22 protein-coding genes are annotated in these 23,108 nt (G+C 72.0%); 11 read left to right on the forward strand and 11 right to left on the reverse strand.

Annotated features, from left to right (window positions below):
• Positions 1-134 precede the first annotated feature (134 nt).
• From ASC56_RS30545 to ASC56_RS30565, 5 genes are read left to right on the forward strand one after another with little or no spacing between them, the layout of a single operon-like run.
• Positions 135-707 carry a hypothetical protein gene (locus tag ASC56_RS30545; protein ID WP_055494828.1) on the forward strand — a complete coding sequence of 191 codons (573 nt, stop codon included), beginning with the start codon at positions 135-137 and terminating at the stop codon, positions 705-707.
• A 19-nt stretch (positions 708-726) separates the two neighbouring features.
• The gene (locus ASC56_RS30550) at positions 727-1,452 is read left to right on the forward strand and encodes a response regulator transcription factor (RefSeq protein ID WP_055494829.1); all 726 of its coding nucleotides are present in this window, start codon (positions 727-729) and stop codon (positions 1,450-1,452) included.
• A gap of 34 nt (positions 1,453-1,486) precedes the next feature.
• On the forward strand, positions 1,487-2,950 hold the full coding sequence (locus ASC56_RS30555) for a sensor histidine kinase KdpD (RefSeq protein WP_055494830.1): 1,464 nt from the start codon (positions 1,487-1,489) through the stop codon (positions 2,948-2,950).
• Between the two features lie 50 nt (positions 2,951-3,000).
• Complete coding sequence (locus ASC56_RS30560) at positions 3,001-3,402, forward strand: hypothetical protein (protein ID WP_055494831.1); 402 nt, start codon at positions 3,001-3,003, stop codon at positions 3,400-3,402.
• Positions 3,402-3,614, forward strand: coding sequence for a hypothetical protein (locus ASC56_RS30565; protein ID WP_055494832.1), 213 nt, complete (start codon positions 3,402-3,404; stop codon positions 3,612-3,614). Before ASC56_RS30560 ends, ASC56_RS30565 begins: the two co-directional genes overlap by 1 nt.
• A gap of 18 nt (positions 3,615-3,632) precedes the next feature.
• Here the strand turns inward: ASC56_RS30565 and ASC56_RS30570 are convergent, their stop codons facing one another.
• The 3 genes from ASC56_RS30570 to ASC56_RS30580 are packed head-to-tail and all read right to left on the reverse strand — an operon-like array spanning position 3,633 to position 5,764.
• A complete protein-coding gene (locus ASC56_RS30570; RefSeq protein WP_055494833.1) occupies positions 3,633-4,205 on the reverse strand; it encodes a cob(I)yrinic acid a,c-diamide adenosyltransferase in 573 nt (190 codons plus the stop codon).
• Positions 4,206-4,218: 13 nt separating this feature from the next.
• The gene (locus ASC56_RS30575) at positions 4,219-4,968 is read right to left on the reverse strand and encodes an ABC transporter permease (RefSeq protein ID WP_055494834.1); all 750 of its coding nucleotides are present in this window, start codon (positions 4,966-4,968) and stop codon (positions 4,219-4,221) included.
• Between the two features lie 13 nt (positions 4,969-4,981).
• Entirely contained in the window at positions 4,982-5,764 is a 783-nt protein-coding gene (locus ASC56_RS30580) for an ABC transporter ATP-binding protein (RefSeq protein WP_055494835.1), read from the reverse strand.
• A gap of 79 nt (positions 5,765-5,843) precedes the next feature.
• Here ASC56_RS30580 and ASC56_RS30585 point away from each other — a divergent pair, with 79 nt between their 5' ends.
• From ASC56_RS30585 to ASC56_RS30600, 4 genes are all read left to right on the forward strand, one after another.
• Positions 5,844-6,485: a TetR/AcrR family transcriptional regulator gene (locus tag ASC56_RS30585; RefSeq protein WP_055494836.1), complete on the forward strand. Its 642-nt coding sequence runs from the start codon at positions 5,844-5,846 to the stop codon at positions 6,483-6,485.
• A 126-nt stretch (positions 6,486-6,611) separates the two neighbouring features.
• Entirely contained in the window at positions 6,612-7,460 is an 849-nt protein-coding gene (locus ASC56_RS30590; protein WP_055494837.1) for a 3-hydroxyacyl-CoA dehydrogenase family protein, read from the forward strand.
• 143 nt (positions 7,461-7,603) lie between these two features.
• Entirely contained in the window at positions 7,604-7,927 is a 324-nt protein-coding gene (locus ASC56_RS30595; protein ID WP_055494838.1) for an STAS domain-containing protein, read from the forward strand.
• A gap of 246 nt (positions 7,928-8,173) precedes the next feature.
• Positions 8,174-10,678 (forward strand): ATP-binding protein, encoded by a 2,505-nt coding sequence (locus ASC56_RS30600; protein WP_055494839.1) that lies wholly within the window; start codon positions 8,174-8,176, stop codon positions 10,676-10,678.
• A gap of 66 nt (positions 10,679-10,744) precedes the next feature.
• On the opposite strand, the gene nucS is transcribed toward ASC56_RS30600, so the two are convergent.
• Positions 10,745-11,416, reverse strand: coding sequence for an endonuclease NucS (nucS, locus tag ASC56_RS30605; protein WP_055494840.1), 672 nt, complete (start codon positions 11,414-11,416; stop codon positions 10,745-10,747).
• A gap of 368 nt (positions 11,417-11,784) precedes the next feature.
• Here nucS and ASC56_RS30610 point away from each other — a divergent pair, with 368 nt between their 5' ends.
• Positions 11,785-12,177 carry an SCO5389 family protein gene (locus ASC56_RS30610; RefSeq protein ID WP_055494841.1) on the forward strand — a complete coding sequence of 131 codons (393 nt, stop codon included), beginning with the start codon at positions 11,785-11,787 and terminating at the stop codon, positions 12,175-12,177.
• A 112-nt stretch (positions 12,178-12,289) separates the two neighbouring features.
• Here the strand turns inward: ASC56_RS30610 and ASC56_RS30615 are convergent, their stop codons facing one another.
• Positions 12,290-13,318, reverse strand: coding sequence for an LLM class flavin-dependent oxidoreductase (locus ASC56_RS30615; RefSeq protein WP_055494842.1), 1,029 nt, complete (start codon positions 13,316-13,318; stop codon positions 12,290-12,292).
• A 219-nt stretch (positions 13,319-13,537) separates the two neighbouring features.
• Between ASC56_RS30615 and ASC56_RS30620 the strand changes: the two genes are divergently transcribed.
• Entirely contained in the window at positions 13,538-13,867 is a 330-nt protein-coding gene (locus ASC56_RS30620; RefSeq protein WP_055494843.1) for a hypothetical protein, read from the forward strand.
• Positions 13,868-13,876: 9 nt separating this feature from the next.
• Here ASC56_RS30620 and ASC56_RS30625 read toward each other — a convergent pair whose 3' ends face one another.
• The 6 genes from ASC56_RS30625 to scy form a co-directional block, all read right to left on the reverse strand.
• Positions 13,877-14,746: an ABC transporter permease subunit gene (locus tag ASC56_RS30625; RefSeq protein WP_055494844.1), complete on the reverse strand. Its 870-nt coding sequence runs from the start codon at positions 14,744-14,746 to the stop codon at positions 13,877-13,879.
• Positions 14,743-16,008: an ABC transporter ATP-binding protein gene (locus ASC56_RS30630; RefSeq protein ID WP_055494845.1), complete on the reverse strand. Its 1,266-nt coding sequence runs from the start codon at positions 16,006-16,008 to the stop codon at positions 14,743-14,745. The genes ASC56_RS30625 and ASC56_RS30630 overlap by 4 nt, the downstream gene beginning before the upstream one ends.
• 195 nt (positions 16,009-16,203) lie before the next feature.
• Entirely contained in the window at positions 16,204-16,974 is a 771-nt protein-coding gene (locus ASC56_RS30635; protein WP_055494846.1) for an ABC transporter permease, read from the reverse strand.
• Positions 16,975-16,977: 3 nt separating this feature from the next.
• Entirely contained in the window at positions 16,978-17,955 is a 978-nt protein-coding gene (locus ASC56_RS30640; protein ID WP_055494847.1) for an ABC transporter ATP-binding protein, read from the reverse strand.
• Positions 17,956-18,039: 84 nt separating this feature from the next.
• The gene (locus tag ASC56_RS30645) at positions 18,040-18,975 is read right to left on the reverse strand and encodes a hypothetical protein (RefSeq protein WP_055494848.1); all 936 of its coding nucleotides are present in this window, start codon (positions 18,973-18,975) and stop codon (positions 18,040-18,042) included.
• 180 nt (positions 18,976-19,155) lie between these two features.
• Complete coding sequence (gene scy, locus ASC56_RS30650) at positions 19,156-23,004, reverse strand: polarized growth protein Scy (RefSeq protein WP_055494849.1); 3,849 nt, start codon at positions 23,002-23,004, stop codon at positions 19,156-19,158.
• Positions 23,005-23,108 lie beyond the last annotated feature (104 nt).

The following is a 23,108-nucleotide window of genomic DNA, read 5'->3' on the forward strand; positions in this document are numbered from 1 at the left end:
ACCTGATGCCGTAGGACGGTTCCCGCTACATCGAAGGTTGCAGTGCGACTTCGTCACCGCCGACGACGAGAGGGGCCTGCCCGGCCGCGAGCCTGGAGGAAGGGGGGGACGAGAGGGAAGGAGAGGAGCGAATCGTGGTCGTCGGGTTGATCATCGCCTGTGAGGTCGGCTTCTGGGTGCTGCTGGCCGCGGGCCTGGCCGTCCGCTATCTGCTGAGGATGCGCCGCACCGGCGTGGCGCTGCTGTTGGCCGAGCCGCTGCTGGAGGTGGTCCTGTTCGTCGTGACGGCCATCGACCTGAAGCACGGGGCGAAGCCGAGCTGGGAGCACGGGCTGGCCGCCCTGTACATCGGCTTCACCGTCGCGTACGGCCACGCCACCATCCGGTGGCTCGACGGGCACGCGGCCCACCGCCTGGCGGGCGGACCGCCCCCGGCCAGGCCGCCCCGCCACGGCCTGGCCCGCGCCCGGCACGAGGGCCGCCTGTGGCTGCGCACGCTGCTGGCCACGGCCGTGGCCTCGGCACTGCTCCAGGGCGCGATCTGGTACGTCGGTGCGCCCGCGGCACTGCGCGACGCGCAGTACACCGCCCTGCGCGTCCTGGTGATCCACGGGCTGATCGCCCTGTCGTACCTGCTGTGGCCCAAGAAGGCGCCGTCCGCCGCTGCCGCCCGCCCCGAGGAGGGCCGTACGCTGACCCGGCGGTGAAACGGTCCTGGGAGAGCGGATGAGCGAGGGCATACGCCCCGGCGCGGCACGGAGTGAGGGCACACGCCCCGGCGCGGTACTGGTGGTGGACGACGACGCGGCCATCCGCCGCTCGCTGGAGCGCGGACTTCGGCTGAGCGGCTTTCGCGTCCGCACGGCCGACAGCGGCGCCGAGGCACTCGCGGCGATCCTGGACGCGCCGCCGGACGTGCTCGTCCTCGATGTGTCGATGCCCGGCATGAGCGGCATCGAGGTGTGCGCCCGGCTCCGCGACGACGGCCAGGACCTGCCCGTCCTCATGCTCTCCGCGCTGGACGAGACGGCCGACCGCATCGCCGGGCTCCAGGCGGGCGGTGACGACTACCTCGTCAAACCGTTCGCCCTGCAGGAGCTGGTCCTGCGGCTGCGCGCCCTGCTGCGCCGACGGCCGCCCGAGGACCGGGAGATGCTGCGGGTGGCGGACCTGGTGATCGACCCGGCGGCCCGTACCGCCCACCGGGACGGCCGCCGCCTGGACCTGACCCGGCGCGAGTTCGCACTCCTGGAGGTGCTCGCCCGCAACGCGGGCCTCGTCCTCAGCCGCGACCAGCTCCTGGAACGGGTGTGGGGATACGACTTCGACGTACGCACCGACGCCGTCGACACCTTCGTCAGCTATCTGCGGCGCAAGCTGGAGGCGGACGGCGGCGGGCGCCTCGTGCACACCGTCCGCGGGGTCGGCTTCGTGCTGCGGGAGGAGCCATGAGGGGAACGGCACCGCGACCGGGAGCAGAGTCGCCATGAGACTGTCCACGCGCATCGGACTCGCCGTGGGACTGACCGTCCCGCTCCTGGTTCTCGCCTCCGGCTGGCTGCTGCTGAACCTGGTCGCCCGGGACCTGCACCGCGAGGAGGACAACCATCTGCGCAGGCGGGCCGCGGCCGTGCTCCCGGACGCCCGCGCCCTGCTGCGGGCCACCGCCGCCGGCCGGCCACGGGCGGCCGACACCAGGGAACGGCTGCTGTACAGCGCGGCGCTCGATGTCGGCGTGCGCGTCGTCGGACCGGACGCGACCTTCAACGGAGGACCGCAGCCGACCGCCTCGGTCGCGCTGCCCGCGCGGGCCACCGGCCCGGTCACCGTGCGGCAGGCCGGGCACAGCTGGCGGGCCCTGTCCAGGCCGATCGAGGGCACCCCTGTCGCCGGCACCCTCTGGGTCTTCCAGCCCGACACCGCCGACCGCGTCCAACTCCGGCTCGTGCGACGGCGCGTGGTCATGACCGCGCTGCTCGCCGCGCCCCTGTCCGGTCTGCTCGCCTGGGGCATCGCCACCGGTGCCACCGGCCCGCTGCGCCGCCTGGGCCGCCGCACCGCCGGGTTCGACCCGCGCACCAGCACCGCCCGGCTGAGCCATGAGCCCACCGGGGTGACCGAGGTCGACGAACTCGCGGCCACCCTGCGGACGGTTCTGGCCCGCTACGACGAACAGGCCGCCCGCACCGCCGAGGCCCTGGAGACGGCGCGATCCTTCTCCGCCGCCGCCTCGCACGAACTGCGGACCCCGCTGATGAGCATGGGCACCAACCTCGACATCCTCGCGGACCACCCCGATCTGCCCGGGCCGGACCGCACGGAGGTCGTCACCGATCTGCGCCACGAGCACGCCCGTCTCCTCGGGCTGCTGGTGATGCTGCGCGACCTGGGCCGCGGCGACCTGGTGGATGCGGAGGCGTTCCGCACGGTGGACGTGGCGGAGGCCGCGGACGCGGCCGTCGCCGAGGCCAGGCGCCGGGATCCGGCCGCCCGGGTCACCCTGCGGGCGCAGCCGGGGCCGACCGTGCAGGGCTGGGAGCCCGGACTGCGGTTGCTGCTCGACAATCTGCTCGCCAACGCCCTCGCGCACGGCCGGGACACCGAGGGCCGGGCAACGGTGGCGGTCGGGGTGCGCAGCGCCGGAGCCGAGGTGGTGATCACGGTGGACGACCGAGGACCGGGCGTCCCGGCCGAGGCACGCGGCCGGATCTTCGAGCGGTTCCGGCGGGGTCCGGGCAGCGCCGGCTCGGGGCTCGGCCTGACCCTGGTGGCCCAGCAGGCGGCCCTGCACCGGGGGAGCGTCACGGTCACCGACGGCCCGGACGGCGTCGGGGCCCGATTCGAGGTGCGGCTGCCCAGGGTCGGCGGGGACCTGCCGGGCCGGCGGGACTGGCTGATCGGGACAGCCGGGGCAAACCGGTCACAGAGTTCCCACAAACACGGCTCCTAGCCTCCGTGGCGTCGGACGGACGACGGGGCCGTCCGGGAACGGAGGAGGAGATGTACGTACGAGGACGGCGGCGCACCCTGCTGGTGGGGCTCGCCACGGCGGCGCTGCTGGTGAGCGGGACCGGGGCGGCCGCGGCCGACAGTTCGCCCGCGCCCGCTCCCACGGGCGACGGGGCGCAGGCGCTGTGCAAGCGGGTGCCGAAGATCGACCAGCGGATCGAGCGGGCACTGAAGCGGCTCGACGGGCCGGTGAGCCTCCGCGGCTCCGTCGCCCGGCTCCAGCGGCGCGTGGACAACGCAAGGAACGCGGGTCACAGCGAGATCGCCACCTATCTCCAGGACCGGCTGGACTTCCGCAAGTCGCTGGTGACCACGCTCCAGCAGCGGCAGAAGGACCTCGCGGGCGTCAGGACGTGGTGCGCGGCGCACGGCGACGAGAAGGCGGCGAGCTGATGCGGGGCCCGCGGGCGCTGCGCGTGGCGGTGCCCGCGGTGGCCCTTCTGGTGGGGCTCACCGCGGGCTGCGCGCGGGATCACGGAACGGCGGCCACGCCGTCCTCGTCCGCGACGGGATCCGGGGTCGCGGACGTGCAGAAGAAGGTGTCGGCCGCCGAGTCCGCGGTCGCGGCGGCGGACCGGGACGCCGCTCAGGACGGCAGCCGCTGACCGGCCGGGGAGCGCGCCTCAGCGCTCCCCGCCCGGCACCCACAGCACGTCGCCGGTCTCCTTGTTGGCGTACCGGGCGAGAATGAACAGCAGGTCGGAGAGGCGGTTGAGGTAGGTCGCGGTCAGCGGGTTCATCACCTCGCCGTGCGCCTCGAGGGCGGCCCAGGTCGAGCGCTCCGCCCGCCGTACGACCGTGCACGCCTGGTGCAGCAGAGCCGCGCCGGGAGTGCCGCCGGGCAGGATGAACGAGCGCAGCTTCTCCAGCTCGGCGAGGAAGCGGTCACAGTCCGCCTCCAGCCGGTCGACATAGAACTGCTCGACCCGCAGCGGCGGGAACTCCGGGTTCTCGGCCACCGGCGTCGACAGGTCCGCGCCCACGTCGAACAGGTCGTTCTGCACGCGGGTGAGGACCTTGACGACCTCCTCGTCGAGGCCGCCCAGCGCGATCGCGGTGCCGATCACCGCGTTCGCCTCGTTGGCGTCCGCGTACGCGGCGATGCGTAGATCGGTCTTCGGCACCCGGCTCATGTCGCCGAGGTGCGTGCTGCCCTTGTCGCCGGTACGCGTGTAGATGCGTGTCAGATTGACCATGCGACCAGCGTAGTTACGCCCCGGCCGTCCGGAACACCCGTGTGCCCACCGTCACGGAGAGCGTCGTGAGGCCGAGGGCCACCAGGACGCCGTACAGCATGTGCGCCGTCGCGTACGAGCCGACGTAGGCGTCCCGGACCGCGTCCACCAGATAGCGGAACGGCATGAAGTGGGAGAGCACGTCCAGCCAGCCGGGGGCCAGGGACATCGGCAGCATCAGACCCGACAGCAGCATGGACGGCATGGTCATCGCGTTGATGGCGGGGCCGAACTCCTGCGGGGTGGGGACCTTCATGGCCAGCGCGTACGACAGCGAGGCGAGCGAGAGCGTCAGCAGGGCGACGAAGGCGAAGCCGATCAGGATCCCCGCGAGCGGCGCCCGCAGGCCCATCGCCAGCGCGGCGAGCACCAGCAGTACCGCCTGGAGGACGAAGACGGCGGCGTCCCGCAGTACCCGGCCGAGCAGTAGCGCGAGCCGGCTGACGGACGTGACCCGCATCCGCTCCACGATCCCGAGGTTCTTCTCGATGATGATCGCGAACCCGGCGAACGCTGCCCCGAACAGCCCGAGTTGGAGCAGCAGCCCGGGCACCAGCACCTGCCATGAACTGCCCCGCGACGCGAGTGGCAGGTCGGTGAGCAGCGGGCCGAAGAAGAGGAGGTAGAGCAGCGGCGTCAGGACGCCGAAGAGCATGGCGAACCGGGAGCGGAGCGTCTGACGGGCGTAGCGCCCGAAGATCAGTGCGGTGTCGTGCAGCAGCATCGTTCGATACGTCCTATACGGCCAGGGGAGTGGAGTCGGCCGGCGCCGGGCCGCGGCCGGTGATCGCGAGGAACGTGTCCTGGAGCGTCGCGTCGATCGAGCCGCCGTGCTCCAGCTTCAGCGCGCCCGGGGTGCCCTCCGCCACCACGACCCCCTTGTCCACGATCACGAGCCGGTCGGAGAGCGCGTCCGCCTCGTCGAGGTAGTGCGTGGTGAGGAAGACGGTCGTGCCGTGCTCGTCCCGCAGACGCCGTACGAGGTCCCAGAGGTCGGCGCGGCTGCCGGGGTCGAGGCCCGTCGTCGGCTCGTCGAGGAAGAGCACGCGGGGGCGATGCGTGAGTCCCATCGCGATGTCGAGCCTTCTGCGCTGACCGCCGGAGAGCGCGGCCGTCCTGCGGTCCAGCAGCCCGTCGAGGTCGAGGTCGTGGACCAACTCCTCGGCGCGCTCCACCGCCTGGGCCTTCGTCAGACGGTAGAGCCGTCCCTGGGTGACGAGTTCCTCCCGCACCGTCACGTGCGGATCCACGCCGCCGGACTGGGCCACGTAGCCACAGGCACGGCGCACCCCCTCGGCGTCGTTGACGAGGTCGCACCCCGCGACCGTGGCGGCGCCGCCGGTGGGCCGCAGCAGAGTCGTGAGCATCCGGAGGGTGGTCGTCTTGCCCGCGCCGTTCGGCCCGAGGAACCCGAGGATCTCCCCTTCCCGGACCGTCAGGTCGATGCCGCGCACCGCGTCCACCGGGCCGCGCCTCGTCCGGAAGGTATGGGCCAGACCGGCCGTACTGATGATGGTCATGGTCCCAGAAAAACAGAGTCCCTGAAATTTTGCAATGACTCCAAATTCTCAGAGGCTCCAGCGAAGCTAGGATCGAGACATGGCTGAGGGGCTCAGGGAGCGGAAGAAGCGGCAGACGCGGCAGTACATCTCGGATGTCGCCACGGGGCTGTTCCTGGAGCGTGGCTTCGACGCCGTGACGGTCGCGGAGGTCGCCGACGCGGCGGACGTCTCCGTCAACACCGTCTACAACTACTTCCCCGCCAAGGAGGACCTCTTCCTCGACCGCTCCAGAGGTGTCGTGGACCGGCTCGCCCGCTGGGTGCGCGGGCGCGAGAAGGGCGAGTCGGCCGCGGTGGCCGTACTGCGCGAACTGCGCGAGGAGGTCGAGGCGGTGTCGCCCCGGGTGGGTCTGATGGAGGGGTATGACCGTTTCATGAAGGTCATTCACGAGGCGCCGGCCCTTCGCTCCCGTCTGTGGGCCATCGCGCAGGAAGTCCTCGACAACCTCGACGACGCCCTGCGCGAGGAGACCGGCGCCGCGGCCGACGACCCGCTGCCCACCCTGATCGCCGGTCAGATCAACTGGGTCCACCAGACGGTCATGGCCGTCATCGGGCGGGAGATGATGGCAGGGCGCAATCCGGGCGAAGTGTCACGCGAGGTGCTGGTGCTTCTCGACGACATGGAGGGACTGTTGAGCGAGAAGGTGCTCAACTACGCCGTCCGGGCGGCGGAGTGACCAGTGCCGGTGTGATGTCCGTCATGTGAGACGTGACGCGCATTACTAACCGGTCACACGGCCCCTCACGAGCGCTAGTGTCCGGCCGAGAGGCCAACACGGACAGCGCGTCAGGGGAGTCGCACAGTGGCACGGAAGCTTGCCGTCATCGGAGCCGGGCTGATGGGTTCCGGTATCGCCCAGGTATCGGCCCAGGCCGGCTGGGACGTCGTCCTGCGTGATGTCACGGACGAGGCGCTCACGCGTGGCACGGACGCCATCAAGGCCTCGTACGACAAGTTCGTGAGCAAGGGCAGGCTGGAGGCGCACGACGCCGACGCGGCCCTCGCCCGCATCACCGCGACCACCGACCTCGAAGCGGCCGCCGACGCGGACGTCGTCGTCGAGGCCGTCTTCGAGAAACTGGAGGTGAAGCACGAGATCTTCCGGACGCTCGACAAGCTCGTCCGCGAGGACACCGTGCTCGCGTCCAACACCTCCGCCATCCCGATCACCAAGATCGCGGCGGCCACCGAGCGCCCGGAGCGGGTCGTCGGCGTGCACTTCTTCTCGCCGGTGCCGATGATGCAGCTCGTCGAGCTCGTCCGCGGCTACAAGACGAGCGACGAAACCCTCGCCCGCGCCCGCGAGTTCGCCGAGTCCGTGGGCAAGACCTGCATCGTCGTCAACCGCGACGTCGCCGGCTTCGTGACGACCCGCCTCATCTCGGCGCTGGTCGTCGAGGCGACCAAGCTGTACGAGTCGGGTGTGGCCACCGCCGAGGACATCGACCTCGCCTGCAAGCTGGGCTTCGGGCACGCCATGGGGCCGCTGGCCACGGCCGACCTCACCGGCGTCGACATCCTGCTGCACGCCACCAGCAACATCTACACCGAGTCCCAGGACGAGAAGTTCGCCCCGCCGGAGCTGATGCGCCGGATGGTGGACGCCGGTGACATCGGCCGCAAGAGCGGGCAGGGCTTTTACACGTACTGAACCGCTGCTGCCTCGGGGGCGTCACCCCATGGGGTGAATTCGGTATCGGTTCGCTCACAGACGGCAACCTGACTGCCTTTCGGGCAGTCAGACGTTGCACAACGACAACGCGGAGTACGACGACGCACTCTCGGGGAGCGCATATGCACATCAGGGGCGACCACGCCGGGCTGGTCGTCGGGGGCCGCCTCGACGTCCACAGCGCGGCGGACGCCCGTACGGTCCTGCACACGGCCGTCGACGACGGAGTCGGTGACCTGGTGCTCGACCTGTCCGAACTGGACTCCTGGGACGCCACCGGACTCGGGGTGATCATGGGAGCCCACCGGCGGGCCGGGCGGTGCGGTCGGCGGCTGGTGCTGCGTGGCGTACCACCGCAGATGCAGCGCCTGCTGGTGGCCACCCGGCTCCACCGGATCCTGGCCATCGAGGGCGGCATCGGGGTGGAGTCGCTGCCCCGGGTGTGAACCCGGCGGTGCGGGCCCCCACGGTGCCAACGCCGACGAAACGCCCGTCGCACGCAATCCTCACGAGACTGTGATGTCTCGGGCGGCGCGGTACCCCGGCTTGTCAGAGATACTGTGCGAAGGTTTAGGGTGCGGCTGCCCGCCGCCCGTCACCCTCGAAGCGGGCACCGGACCAGAAGCGACAGCGCAGTGTGCAGCAAGGCCGGGAGGGGCTCAGGCACACCACGCTTTTGGGGGCTAGGACCTATGGACCCGATCAACCCGGGACCCGAGGAGTACGGCCACGACGGCGCCCAGGACACGCCGCGCCAGCGGCCGCCCCGGGACCCCATGACACCGGACTTCGGACAGCCGACACCGACACACGCCCGTACCGTCCAGCTCGTCTCGGGCGACTTCCTGCTCACCGTCAACCCGGTCGACGGCAGTGAGATAGAGGTCTGCCCACCGGGGGAGCGGCCCGCCCGGCCGGTGAAGCACGGCGCCGCCGAGCGGGCCGAGCACGACCGCGCCGCCCGGCCGCCCGTGCCACCCGGGCCCACGCAGCCGCGGCTGCCGCTGCTGGAGCGCCAGGAGGAGCGCGAACGGCTCGTACGGCTCCTGGCCCGAGGCCGCTCGGTCCGGCTCACCGGACCCTCCGGCTCCGGCCGCACGGCGCTCCTGCACGTCGTCGCCGAGGACTGCGCGGACCTCGCGCCCGACGGTGTCATCCGCCTCTCCGGCTACCGGCGTACCACGAACGACCTCCTGTACGACCTCTTCGCCGCAGTCCACAGCGCGCCCCAGTACCGCCCGGAACGGGAGGAAGTGCTCCAGTACGTCCGCGAGATCGGCGCCGTGGTCGTCCTCGACGACCTGGAGTTCGGGGGCACCGCCCTCGACGAGCTGCTCGACGCGACGCCCGAGTGCGCGTTCCTGCTCTCGGCCACGCCCGAGGTGCCCGCGCCCTCCTCCGACTCACAGGTGGAAGAGGTCTTCCTCGGCGGACTCGACCGTGCGGGCGGCCTGGAACTCCTCGAACGCGCCGTCGGCCGCGACCTCACCGAGGAGGAGGCGAACTGGGCGGGCGACCTGTGGTTCGAGTCCGAGGGACTGCCGCTGCGCTTCGTGCAGGCCGGGGCGCTGCTGCGGCAGCGGGACCGGATGCGCGCCGGAGCCGACGCCTTCGACGCGTTCGGCGTCTTCCAGGAAGCCCCGGTGGAGGCGCCCTTCAGCGCCGGGGACGGACACGACGTACCGCTGCCGTCGCTCGCCGAGGCCGCCGCGCCCGCCCCGCTGCTGGCCTCCCGGCTGAGCGCGTCGGCGCGCGACACACTCAAGTTCGCGGTCGCGCTCGGCGGCGAGGTGCCCCACCAGACACATCTGCCGGCCCTCGTGGACGACACCCACGCGGACGCGGCGCTCGCCGAACTCGTCGGCTGCGCGCTGGTCTCCCCGGTGGGCTCCCGCTACCGCCTCGCGGCCGGGGTACTGACCCAGCTGGAGGCCGCCGGGTACGACACCGGAGCGGAGGACTACGCGCTCAAGGCCGCCCAGCACTACGCCTGGTGGGCCGGCCACCCCTCGGTGACCCCGGCACGGGTCTCGGCGGAGGCCGACGCCGTGCTGGCCGCCCTGACCTTCCTGGTGCCGCTGACGACACCCCCCGGGGAGGACGAGGAGAGCGCCGCCGTACGACTGGCCCGGCAGTCCGCACCCGCGTTCGCCGCGGGCCTGCACTGGGGCGCCTGGGAGCGGGCGCTGCGCTCCGGCGCGGAGGCCTCACGGCTCGCCGGCGAGGTCGGCGAACAGGCCTACTTCCACCATGAGTTGGGCATCCTTGCGCTCTGCGGCGGGCAGCTCGACCGCGCCCGTGCCGAGCTGGAGGCCTCCATCGGGCTGCGCGGCGCCCTCTCCGACAAGCGCGGCACGGTCGCCGGGCGGCGCGCCCTCGCCCTGGTCGCCGACCGCTCCGGCGCGACCCCGCCCGGCGGGCGTACGGCGGCGGGCGAGGAGGTGGGGGACGCGCGGCACGAGGAGCCGGCGTCGCCGCCCGGTGGTGTGCCGGCCGCCTTCGGGCCGGCCGTACCGACCGGCGACACGGCGAGGCTGGTCACCCACCAGGCGGCGGCCGGGCCGGTGCACGGCACCGGTGGCGTCCGGGGCGTGGCGAAGGGCACCCGGCGCAATCTGGTGGCGGCGGGCGCCGGAGCGGCGCTGGTCGCCCTGCTCGGCACCGTCGTGACGCTCGGCATGACCTCGAACAACGACGGCAACGCCCCGTCCGACAAGGTCCAGGTGGGCCCCTCGGCGAGCCAGGGCGCGAACGACGGCGGCCTCGGCGCGGACAAGGCGAACAAGGGCGGGCGCGGGGGCGGTTCGGGCGCGTCGGGGGCGCCGAAGGCAGCGGGTACCGGCTCGAAGGGCACCCCCGGGACTACGGGTGGCCCGACGCCGGGCGGCGCGACGCAGCCATCGGACAACCCGACGGGCACGCAGGGTACGACCCCGGCACAGTCGCCTTCGCAGCCGTCGCAGCCGTCGCACAAGCCCTCGCCGCCGAAGCCGTCGCCGTCGCAGTCGACGCCGAGCGGCTCGCCTTCTGACTCGTCGCCGTCCGCGTCGCCGTCGTCCTCGGGATCGACCGCCCCGCCCGCCTCCAACTCGGCCAGCGGCCCGTCCTCCAGCTCCCCGGCCACGACGACGAGCTCGGCGGGCGCCCCGACGGCCAGTGGCTCGGGGAGGCCCAGCGGCACGGCTTCGGTGATCTGAAGGCAGCTCCAGCGGGTGAGGGCCGGTTCCCCGGGGAACCGGCCCTCACCGTCGTGCGTACGCCCCTCAGAACAACCGCAGCTTGTCGTCCTCGATGCCGCGCATCGCGTCGTAGTCCAGGACCGCGCAGCCGATGCCGCGGTCCGTGGCGAGGACGCGGGCCTGCGGCTTGATCTCCTGGGCCGCGAAGATGCCGCGGACCGGCGCGAGATGCGGGTCCCGGTTCAGGAGCTCCAGATAGCGCGTGAGCTGTTCGACACCGTCGATCTCGCCGCGCCGCTTGATCTCCACGGCCACGGTCCCGCCGTCGGCGTCCCGGCACAGGATGTCCACCGGCCCGATCGCCGTCATGTACTCGCGGCGGATGAGCGTGTAGCCCTCGCCGAGCGTCTCGATACGGTCCGCGAGCAGTTCCTGGAGGTGCGCTTCCACGCCGTCCTTGATCAGACCGGGGTCCACGCCGAGTTCGTGCGACGAGTCGTGGAGGATCTCCTCCATCGTGATGATCAGTTTCTCGCCTGCTTTGTTGATGACGGTCCAGACCCCGTCCTCGTCACCCGCACCCTCCTTGAGCGTGCAGGGCGGCGACATCCAGTTGAGGGGTTTGTAGGCCCGGTCGTCCGCGTGGATCGAAACGCTGCCGTCCGCCTTGACCAGGATCAGACGGGGCGCGGAGGGAAGGTGTGCGGTGAGACGGCCCGCGTAGTCGACGGAGCACCGGGCAATGACGAGACGCATGGTCGGCAACGCTACTCGACGCCACCGCCCCGACGCGATTCGCCCTCGTGAGCTGTCCCAGGGGGCCCCGCGACCCGCCGCCCGCAGTCGCGCCGACCACACCCGACCACCCCGGGCCGACCCTCCCGGGTGTGCCCGCGCGCCCTTCGGTCGGCGCCTCCCTTTGTTCCGTGATGCCCCTGTTCGGCAGTGGCTGGTTGTGTGCCTAGCGGGAGTTCACGGTCTGCGCATTCTCCTGGTGCCGTCACCGCCCGTTGCATAACGTAGTAAACGGGAGGTCGCGGGGTGTGTACGCAGCGTGTTCGATATCGCGAACTCCCTTCCCTGTCCGTCAACCCCTGTTGTCCGGGGGTGCGAGAGGAGAACCCATGTCGCTCGACGTCTCACCGGCCCTACTCGAACAGGCCGAGCGAGGCGAGGTCGACGAAGCCGATTTCGTCGACTGCGTCCGGACCTCCCTGCCCTATGCGTGGGAGATGATCAGCTCCCTGGTGGCCCAGCTGAAGGTGGACGGCGGCGAGTTCGCCGACAACCAGACGCCCCCGCCGGACGAGCAGGCACGTGGACAGCTGCTGCGAGCGCTTGCGAGTGACGCGATACGCGGCGCCCTGCAGCGGCACTTCGGAGTGCGCCTGGCGTTCCAGAACTGCCACCGGGTGGCGGTGTTCCCGCTGGACTCCGCGGTGGACGACACGCTGGCCCGTTTCACCTCGGTCCGCAATCAGCTGCTCAACCAGTCTCCGGAACTGCGGGACTGCTGACGCACGCGATGCCGCATGGCTTGCCGCTCCGTACGCGGGAGGTGCATTCATCTGTACCGGAGCGGCAAGCTCCCGTCGGCGCCCCCGGCGACAGGCTGGGCCCGGGGCCGGCTCAGCGGAGCCGGGGGAGCACCTCGGCCCCCAGCCTCCGTACGTTCTCCTCCGTCGCCGCGAGGTCGCCGGAGCCCTCGACGAGCAGGGCGAAGCGCGCGATGCCCGTCCGCTCCGCGGTCGCGGTGAGCCGGTCGACGCACAACCGTGGGGTGCCCACCGGGTGCAGCCCGCACAGCAGTTCCGTGTACGCCAGCGGATCCCGCATCGAACGGGCCCGGCCGTCGACCGTCACATGCGCGTCGAGTCCCTCTTTCAGCCAGCCTGGCATCGCCTTCGTCAGCGCCTCCACCGCGTCGATGCGCCGATCTGCGATCTGGCAGATGCCCGCCGAGACATGACCCGCGTCGGCGATCACATCGCCGTCGACCCCGGCCCCGCGCGCGTACTGCCGCCACAGCGCGACCATGTCCGCCTTCTCCTCGTCCCCGACGTGCATGCCGAGCAGCATCGGCAGCCCGCGCTGCGCCGCCAGTCGTACGCTCGCCGGCGAGGTGCAGGCGACGACGACCTCGGGTCCCTCACTGTCGGTCAGCGACTCGGACGGCCTGGGGACGACCGGGACTTCCCGGAAGCTGAATCGTTCCCCCGCGGCGGCGACGGATGGTTCGCGCAGCCAGCGCATCAGCAGATCGAGTGATTCCGGGAACCCGGTCTCGTACGCCTGGAGTCCGGAGCCGAAGACCTCCAGGTCCACCCACGGCCCACCGCGTCCCACCCCGAGCGAGAAGCGCCCGCCCGAGGTGATGTGCAGCAGCGCGGCCTGCTCGCCCAGCGCGACCGGGTGGACGGTGGGCAGGACGCTCACCGCGGTGCCGACCCGGATCCGCCGGGTGCGGCCCAGCAGAAGGGCCGCCAGGGTGACCGCCGACGGGCACGTCCCGTACGGCACGAAGTGGTGCTCGGCCAGCCACACCGCGTCCAGGCCCGCTTCCTCGGCGACCTCGGCCGACCGCACAGCGCGGTGCAGCACCTCCCCCTGGCCCTGTCCCGGAAACTGGGCCGCCAGTACAAAACTTCCAACGCGCATCGCACTTCCTGCTTTCCTGGCTCCGACGCGGAGCTCCCCCGCCCGGCATAACTGCCTGACATGTGCCCAAGTCACGGCTTGGCGGAGTAATTTGCGGATTGTCTGCAGATTGGGCCGTGGGGAGGGGCATCTGTCGGGTTGGTGACGTACGCGTACCCCTGCGCGCGCCGCGTAGGCTGGATACGGTCCTTGCTCCCTGTATAGCCCGTGAGGTGTCCCGTGTCCCCGCGTCGCAACCGCCCCAAGGGCTCCGGCGCCTCCGGCCGGAGCGCGGACGACGACAGGTCCCGGTACGGCGGCCGGCAGTCCACCGAGAGCTGGCAGGGCGAGGAGTGGAGCGTACGGCACGTGGCGGGCGCGGGCGCCGAGGGCAGGGCCTACCGCTGCCCCGGCTGCGACCAGCTCATCCCCTCCGGCGTCCCGCACGTGGTGGCCTGGCCCGAGCACGCGGGCGTGGACGACCGCAGGCACTGGCACAAGGCATGCTGGAACGCGAAGGACCGCCGCACCACGCGGGTGCAGCGGTCCCGTAACGCGCCGAGGTACTGAACTTCCGGGCTACACGTCCCGCTGCTCCAGCAGCAGGTAGGCACCGGCGAAGGCGGCGGCGGTCACCACCAGGGCGATCCACAGCGGGTCCCAGCCCGACGGGCCCGAGGAGGTCAGGGAGTTGGCGTAGAAGACGCTGAGCTGGTTCGGGATCGAGTACTCGAACAGGGCCTTGCGCACGCCGGCCAGCGACTGCGAGAACATGAACAGCGCGACGACCAGCGGGGCGAGCACCGCCCCGATCATGATGGTGATGGCGCCCGCCGAGTGCCGGACGATCGAGCCCACGACGAGCGAGAGCAGTCCGAGCAGCGCGATGTAGAGCGAGACGCCGACCGTGGCTTTCAGCCACTCCCCGGCGGAGGGGTGCTTGGCGCCGTGGCCGCTCAGGATGGCCACCTGTGCGAAGGCGACGAGGGAGGTCGCCACCAGCGTGACCACGAAGGCCACGAGGAAGAACACGATCGACTTCGCCGCGAGCACCCGCCCGCGGCTGGGACATGCGGTCATCGTGGTGCGGATCATGCCGGTGCCGTACTCCGACGCGGTGGTCAGCACACCGAGCGTCATGACGCACATGCTGCCGAGGAGCAGCCCGAAGAAGCCGAGGGCCAGCGGATTCTGTCCCGAGAGGTCCGACGACGAGTTCGCGACCAGCGCTGCGGCGGCCAGGCCGACGCCGATCACCAGCAGGACGAACACCCCGAGCGTCCACATCGTGGAGCGCACCGACCTGATCTTCGTCCACTCGGAGGCGACGGCGTGCCCGAGGTGGGTCCGTACCACCGGGATCGGCGAGGTGTAGGCGGGGTACGCGGAACCGGCCGCCGGCTGCCAGGTGGGCGCGGCCTGCGGCATCGGGGGCTGGGGCGTGCTCATCGGGCGTCCTCGGACTTGGTGGTGTCGACAGCGGGGGCGGGCTGTGCGGGCGGCTGCTGGGGCGCAGGCCCGGCGGGGGAGGCAGGGGCGTCGCCGGCGGACTGTGTCCGGTCCTGCGGGGCCGGCTGCGCGTAGGGGTTCGGCTGCCGGCCCACGGAGGGCGCGGCCGGGGCGGCGTAGGGGCCCGCCGGCGGCTGCCCGGGCTGACCACCCGGCATCGCGAACGGCTGCCCGCCCTGCTGGGGCGGCGGCGGGGCGTACCAGTCCGGCTGGCCCTGACCCGGCACCGGCATCGGCGGCTGGACGCCGGGCGGCAGCGGCTGCATCAGGCCTTCCTTCTGGTCGATGGTCGAGCGGTAGTCGACCGCGCCCTGCGTCATCCGCATGTACGCCTCCTCCAGCGAGGCCTGGTGCGGCGACAGCTCCCACAGACGTACGCCGGTGTCGTGCGCGATGTCGCTGATGCGCGGCAGCGGCAGCCCGGTGACACGCAGCGCGCCGTCCTGTTCGGGCAGCACGTGCCCGCCCGCGTCCGTGAGCGCGGAGGTCAGCTTCTCCCGCTGCTGCGACTCGGTGTCGGGCGTGCGGACGCGCGCGAAGTCCGCCGAGTTGGCGGAGATGAAGTCCTTCACGCTCATGTCGGCGAGCAACTGCCCGCGCCCGATCACGATCAAGTGGTCGGCGGTGAGCGCCATCTCGCTCATGAGGTGGGAGGAGACGAAGACGGTACGCCCTTCCGCCGCGAGGGCCTTCATCAGATTGCGCACCCAGAGGATGCCCTCGGGGTCGAGGCCGTTGACCGGTTCGTCGAAGAGGAGCACCTGGGGGTCGCCGAGGAGCGCGGCGGCGATGCCGAGACGCTGGCCCATGCCGAGCGAGAAGCCCTTGGACCGTCTGCCGGCCACGTCCTGGAGCCCGACGACCCCGAGCACCTCGTCGACGCGCCGGGCCGGGATGCCCGAGAGCTGGGCGAGGGACAGCAGGTGGTTGCGGGCGGCCCTGCCGCCGTGGACCGCCTTGGCGTCGAGCAGGGCGCCGACGTGGCGGGGGGCGTTGGGCAGCTTGCGGTACGGGAAGCCGCCGATCGTCACCTGCCCCGAGGTGGGGTTGTCCAGGCCGAGGATCATGCGCATGGTCGTCGACTTGCCCGAGCCGTTGGGCCCGAGGAAGCCGGTGACGGCACCCGGCCGTACCTGGAAGGAAAGGTTGTACACAGCGGTCTTGTCGCCGTAGCGCTTGGTCAGGCCGACTGCATCGATCATGCTCCGCACCCATCGAAAGGTTCAGGACGTCGGGGCTCACGCTGCCCCCCGTAAGGGTTAGGAGGATATCGGGGCGCTGACGGTTCCGCTCAAGAGAACGCAAAGGCCCGCAGGTCACCGGGGTGAGGCGTTCTTACCTCGATGGGGTGGGGGGTCCGCCCTGGTCAGCCGGTCCCGCGCCGCCAAGGGCACGGTTCAGGCGTCCCGTCTCTTCACCAGGACGTAACCCCCGACCAGGGCCGCGATCACCCACAGCACCATGATGCCCAGGCCGCCCCAGGGACCGTACGGGGTGTCGTCGCCGGCTCCCGGGACGACCTGCATGATCTTGCTGCCGGCCTGGTCGGGGAGGAACCGGCCGATCTTCTTCGTCGCGGAGACGGTCCCGAGGATGGTGGAGATCAGGAAGAAGAACGGCATCAGGACGCCCAGCGACAGCATCGGCGAGCGCAGCATCGCGGCGACCCCCATCGAGAACATCGCGATGAGTGTCATGTACAGTCCGCCGCCGATGACCGCGCGCAGCACCCCCGGGTCGCCGATCGACGCCCGGTGCGGGCCGAGCATCGCCTGCCCGAGGTGGAAGGCGAGGAAGCTCGTGACCATGCCCACGACGAGGGCGAGCGCGGTCGCCACCGTGATCTTGCCGAACAGGAAGGCGCCGCGCTGGGGGACCGCGGCGAGCGAGGTGCGGATCATGCCGGTGCTGTACTCGTTCGACACGACGAGCACCCCGAACACGATCACCGCGAGCTGACCGAGGCTCATCCCGGCGAAACTGGTGAAGGTCGGATCGAGGGAGATCTGGGCGCCCGGGCTCGAACTGTCCAACTCGCTCCTGGTCAGGGCGGAGATCAGCATGCCGAGGGCGACGGTGACGATCAGGGCCAGCGAGAGTGTCCACACCGTGGATGCCACCGACCGGATCTTGGTCCACTCGGACCTGATGACCTGGGTCGCCGCCATGGCTCAGGTTCCCCTCTTCCAGTCCGTGCCCCACTCCTGGCGCGGGAACTCCCCGGCCCAGGCGCCGGCGGGCGCGTCGGTGTGCGCGTGGTACTCCACCGTCTGTGCCGTCAGCCGCATGAACGCCTCCTCCAGTGAGGCCTGCTGGGTACTGAGCTCGTGCAGCACGAGCCGGTGGCGTGCGGCCAGTTCGCCGATCAGCTCGGCCTTGCCGCCGTCCACCTCCAGCGCCCCGCTGCCGGTCTCGACGACCGTGATGCCCGCTTCGCGCAGCAGGTCGAGCAGTTGCTCGCGCTGGGGGGAGCGGATGCGCACGTACGAGCGTGAGTTCTGCTGGATGAAGTCGGTCATGGAGGTGTCCGCGAGCAGCCGGCCCTGGCCGATGACCACGAGGTGGTCGGCGGTGAGCGCAATCTCGCTCATCAGGTGGCTGGAGACGAACACCGTCCGCCCCTGTGCCGCGAGGGACTTCATCAGGGTGCGGATCCAGTGGATGCCCTCGGGGTCGAGGCCGTTGACCGGCTCGTCGAACATCAGGATCCGCGGGTCGCCGAGGAGCGCGGCCGCGATGCCGAGACGCTGGCCCATGCCCAGCGAGAACCCCCTGGTCTTCTTCCGCGCGACGGCGCTCAGGCCGACGGTGTCGAGGACCTCGTGGACGCGGGAGGTGGGGATGCCGTTGCTCTGCGCCAGGCACAGCAGATGGTTGAAGGCACTGCGGCCGCCGTGCACGGCCTTGGCGTCGAGGAGGGCGCCGATGCACTTCAGCGGGTCCTTGAGCCGGTCGTAGTGCCTGCCGTCGATGCGCACATCGCCCGACGTGGGGTGGTCGAGCCCGAGCACCATCCGCATGGTGGTGGACTTCCCGGCGCCGTTCGGCCCGAGGAAGCCCGTGACGAGGCCCGGTCTGACGGTGAACGTGAGGTCGTCGACCGCCAGTTTCTCGCCGTACCGCTTGGTCAGCCCCTCGAGCTGGATCATGCGGCCACGCTAAAACGGCGCAAAGCCCCCCGCCACCGGAGTGGCGGAGGGCTTCACGGATGTTCGGCTGCCGTACGCCCGGCGTTACCGGGACTGCTGCGCCGGAACCCCGCGCGAGATCGGCTCGTCCTCGGTCGGCGAGCCCGCGGCGGCGACAGCGGCGCCCGTGAGCGTCGCGAGCATCTCGCGGACGTTCGTGAGCTGGGCGTTGATGGAGTCGCGACGGTTCGTCAGCGCCGCCAGCTCGCGCTCGGATTCCGAGCGGATGCGGTCGGCCTTGGCGTTCGCGTCGGCCACGATGTCCTCGGCCTGGCGCTGGGCCGTCTCCACCGTCTGGCGGGCGCGGCGCTCGGCGTCCGTGCGCAGCTTCTCGGCCTCCAGGCGGAGCTGCTCGGCGCGGTGCTCGATCTCGGCCAGGCGCTTCTCGGCCTTGGCCTGACGGGAGGCCAGATCGCGCTCGGACTGCTCACGGCGCTTGGCGAGGTTCGTCTCGAAGTCGGCGGCGGCCTGCGCGGCCTTGGCGCGGGTCTCCTCGAAGAGGGCGTCCGCCTCCTCGCGCTTGGACTGCGCGTCCTTCTGCGCCTCGGCACGCAGCTGAGAGGCGTCGCTCTTGGCCTTCTCGACGATCCGGACGCCCTCGTCCTCGGCCTTGGACTTGCGGTCCGCAGCGAACGATTCTGCGTCGTTGCGCACCTGCTGGGCGGCCGACTCGGCAAGCTCACGGTGCTGCTCGGCGGCGCGGCGGGCCTCCTCGCGCAGGTCCTTGGCCTCCTCCTCCGCGAGACGGAGGATCTTCTCGACGCGCGCGCCGAGACCCGCGTAGGACGGCTCCGCGTCGCTGACGGCGGCCTGGGCGTTCTGCGTCTCGAGGTGGAGCTCCTCGATGCGCTTCTCCAGAGCGGTGATGCGGGTGAGAGCGCTGTCACGGTCGGAGACGAGCTTGGAGATGCGTTCGTCCACCTGAGCGCGGTCGTACCCACGCCGCACAAGCTCGAAGCCGTAGGGGGAAGTGTCGCTCATGGGGTTCCTGTCGAATGAGACCGGTGAGGTGATAGGGGAATCCTAGGGCCCTTAGCGGCGTGTCATCGAGCGGATACGTGTTTGATCTGGAGAATGACACTCCTTTTGGGTGGCTAACTGTCTGAGGGCTTGCCAGAAACTGTATGAAACGCCCGACAAGCACAGAATCCCCACTTCTGGCTACCCATCTGACGCCTTGCCACCCGAACGGGGCGCCCCCACGGTCGCACCCGCCTTGACGCCCCCGTCCTTGCCACCGGAGGGGGCCTCGAAGGACTCCAACGCCTCCAGGACGTCCTGGACACGGGAGATCTCCGCGTTGATGTCCTCGCGCCGGCGCACCAGGATCTCCAGCTCCCGCTTGCCCTCCTCGACCGCCTTGCGGGCCTCTCGAATGGCCTCGGCCTTGATCTCCTCCGCCTCGGAGACGAGCGTGGCCTTCTTCTGCTCGGCCTCCTTCAGCAGCCCCTCGGCCTTCTTGACCGCGGCGATACGGACCTTGCCCGCCTCGGAGTTGGCCTCGGAGACGATCTCCTTCGCCTGGGCCCTGGCCTTCTCCAGCTGCTCCTCGGCGGCCTTGACCAGCGCGTCGCACCGCTCGCCCGCCGACTTCATCGCCTCGGCCGACTCGCGCCGCGCCCGCTCGTGCAGCTCCTCGATCTCGGTCGTGATGCGGTCGCGCAGCTCCTCCGCACGCTCCCGGATCGCGGTCGCGTCCCGGCGCGCGCCGACGAGCAGTTCGTCCGCGTCCGCACGGGACCGCTCCACCAGCGAGCTGCCCTCGACCGTCGCCTCGGCCACCAGGCGCTCGGCCTCGCTGCGGGCGGCACCCACCATCGTGTCGGCCTGCGTCTCGGCGTCCGTGGTGGTCTTGAGCGCGGTCTGCTGCGCCTCCGAGATCAGCTTGTCGGCCTCGGCGGCGGTCTCCGTGATGAGCGTGTCGACCTGCTCGGCCGCCTCGGAACGCCGCCTGTTGGCGTCCTTGCGGGCCTCGTCCAGGGTGCGCTCGGCCTCCTCGCGGGCGGCCGCGGTCACCCGCTCGGCCTCCGCCTCGGCCTCGGCCCTGATCCGCTCCGACTCGCTGCGGATCCGCTCGGCGTGCTGCTGGGCGGAGCCCACCGTCTCGGCGGCCTCGGCACGCAGCCGCTCGGCGTCGTCGGTGGCGTCCCCGATCAGCTTCTCGGCCTTGGCCACCGACTCGGCCCGGACCCGCTCGGCCTCGGCGTTGGTCTCCGTGGTGAGCCGCTCGGCCTCCGCCCGCGCCTCGTTGATCAGGGTGTCCGCCTGCGTGGCCGCGTCCGACCGCATCCGGTTGGCGTCCTCGCGCGCCTCCGCCCGGGTACGCGCCGCGGCCTGGTCGGCGGTGGCGATGGCCTCCGAGGCCTCCGTACGCACGCGCTGGGCGTGCTCGGAAGCGTCCGAACGCAGCCGCTCGGCCTCGGCGATAGCGTCCGAAACCGTACGCTCGGCAAGGGCCTTGGCGGCATCCGACTCCTCGGTGGCCTCCCGCCGGACACGGTTCGCGTCCTCGGCGGCCCGCTCGCGCTCCGCGTAGGCGTCGGCGCGAACCCGGTCGGCCTCCTCCTGCGCCTCGGTGCGCGTACGCTCCGCCGCGTGCTCGGCGGCGGAGCGCAGACCGGTGATCTCCTCCTGCGCCTGCTCGTGCAGCCCGGCCACGGAGTCCCGCACCTGCTGGGCGTGCTGCTCGGCGGCCGACACCATCTCGGTCGCGCGCCGGTCGGCCTCCTCGACCAGCCGTACGGCCTCAGCCTGGGCCTCCTCGACCCGGGCGCGCGCCACGGCGAGCAGATCCTCGCTCTGCGCACGGGCCCGTTCGCGCTCCTGGTCGGCCTCCTGCCGCGCGGAGCCGAGGAGTTCCTCCGCCTCGCGGCGGCGGCGGGCCGCCTCCTCCTGGGCGGCGGCGAGCGTCTCCGTGGCCTCGGTGCCCAGCCGCTCGGCCGCCGCCTGTGCCTCGGCCCGTACGCGGTCGGCGGTGTCCTGCGCCTCCGACTTCAGCCGCTCGGCCTCGGCCGCCGCCTCCGACCGCAGGCGTACGGCGATGGCCTCGCCCTCCGCGCGGGAGGCGGACGCGTCGGAGGCGGCCTCCGTGCGCAGCCGGTCGGCCTCGGCCTCGGCCTGCGCCTGGAGCGTACGGATGCGCTCGGCGGCCTCGGAACGCAGCCGGTCGCTCTCCTCGACGGCCTCGCGGCGGATCCGTTCGGCCTCCGCGCGGGCATCGCCGAGCGCCTGCTCGGCGGAGGCGAGCCGCTGCTCGGCCTCGGAGTGCAGGCGGGCCAGCTCCTCGGCGGCCTCCGTACGGCGGGTCTCGACGGCGCGCTCGGCCTCCTCGCGCAGCTCGCGGGCGGCCCGCTCGGCCTGCTCCTTGATCGCGTCCGACAGCTCGACGGCCTCGGCGCGCTGCGTCTCGGCCTCCTTGCGGGTGCGCTCCAGGGTCTCCTCGGCCTGGCGGCGCAGCATCGAGGCGCGCTCGATGGCCTCGGTGCGCACCTTCTCGCTGTCCGTGGTGGCCGACGTGCGCAGCTCGTCCGCGTCGGCCTTCGCCTTGGCGAGCAGCTCCTCGGCGGTATTGGCCGCCTCCTCGATCTGCTGGACGGCCTCGCGCCGGGCCTCGGCGCGGATCCGCTCGCCCTCGGCGACCGCCTCGGAGCGCAGCTGCTCGGCCTCGCCGCGCAGCCGGCGCGCCTCCTCCTGCAGCTCGACCGTCTTGGCGCGGTACTCCTTGGTGTCGTCCTTCGCCGCGCCTTTGAGCTGCTCGGCGATGTCGTGCGCCTCGGCGCGCAGCCGGTCCGCCTCGGCCTCGGCCTCCCGGCGGATCCGCTCGGCCTCCTCGGCGGCGGCCTTGGTGGTCGCCTTGGCGTCCTCCGACGCCTTGTTCAGCACGTCCTCGGCCGTACGGGCCGTCTTGGCGAGCTGGGAGGCGGTCTCCTCGGCGGTGATGCTGCGGGCCTTCTCCGCGGCCTCCGCGACGATCTTCTCGGCCTCGGCCTTGGCGTCCGCGACCACCTGCTCGGCCTCGGACTTGGTGGCCTCGGCCTCCTTGGTGGCCTCGCTGACCAGCCGGGCGACCTGCTCCTTGGCCGTACGGGTGCGCTGCTCGTTGGCCGACTCGGCACCGGAGAGGGCCTTGGCGGCGGCCTCCTTCGCCTCGGCGACCAGCTTGTCGGCCTCGGAGCGCGCCTCACGCAGGGCGCTCTCCGCCTCGGCCATGCGCTGCTCGGCGGCCCGGCTGAGCTCGGCCGCGTGGCGGCGGGCGGCGTCCGACTCGGTCGCCGAGGTGGAACGCAGCTGCTCGGCGTGGTCGGTGGCCTCCTGGGCCTGGGTGGAGGCGGCGTTCAGCAGACGCTCGGCGTCCGCGCGGGCGCGGCGCAGGATCTGGTCGGCCTCCGCGCGCGCGGCCTCGGCGTCGCTCTGCAGCCGTTGCCGGGCCTCCGTGGTGAGCCGCTCGGCCTCCGCACGGGCGGCGGCCAGCGCCTGCTCGGCCTCGGCGCGCGACTCCTCCACCAGCCGGCGGGCCTGGGCCTCGGAGCGGGCGCGCAGCTGCTCGGCCCACGCCACGTTCTCGTTGACGTGCGACTCGACGGTCTGCCGGCGCTCCGCCAGCTCCTGGTCGAGCTGCTGGCGGCGGGCGACCGCCTCCGCGTGCAGCTCCGCCTGGAGGCGTGCGGCCTGCTCGGCGTGCTCCTGGAGGATGCGCTGCGTCTGCGCGCGGGCCTGGCTCAGCTCGCGCTCGGCGTCCGCCCGCAGCTGATCCGCCTGCATCTGCGCCGTACGGAGCATCTGCTCGGCCTGATAGCCGAGGTCGGCCCCGTCATAGGCGGGACGGGTCATGAGCGTGCGCCGCGCCTCGTGCAGCTTGGCGCGCAGCACCTCGACCTGGTAGCCGAGGTCCTCGGCGTGCTGGATCGCCTTTTCCCGCTCGGTCTTCAGCCGCTCCATCTCGGCCTCGAACCGAGAGAGGTGGTCGACGTCAGCCGCCGGCTCTCGCTCCTGGCGTTCGTAGCCCCGCACTGCGCGGTCCCATCCGTCCCCTGGTCGCAAGTCTCTCCAAACGAGCTCCGTCCATCCGCCGAACGGGGCCCCCGGGGAATGGTGTCAGATCAACGGCGGAGCAC

Origin of the sequence: Streptomyces sp. TP-A0356 (assembly GCF_001417775.1) — a bacterium.
In the GTDB taxonomy this organism is placed as follows: Bacteria; Actinomycetota; Actinomycetes; order Streptomycetales; family Streptomycetaceae; genus Streptomyces.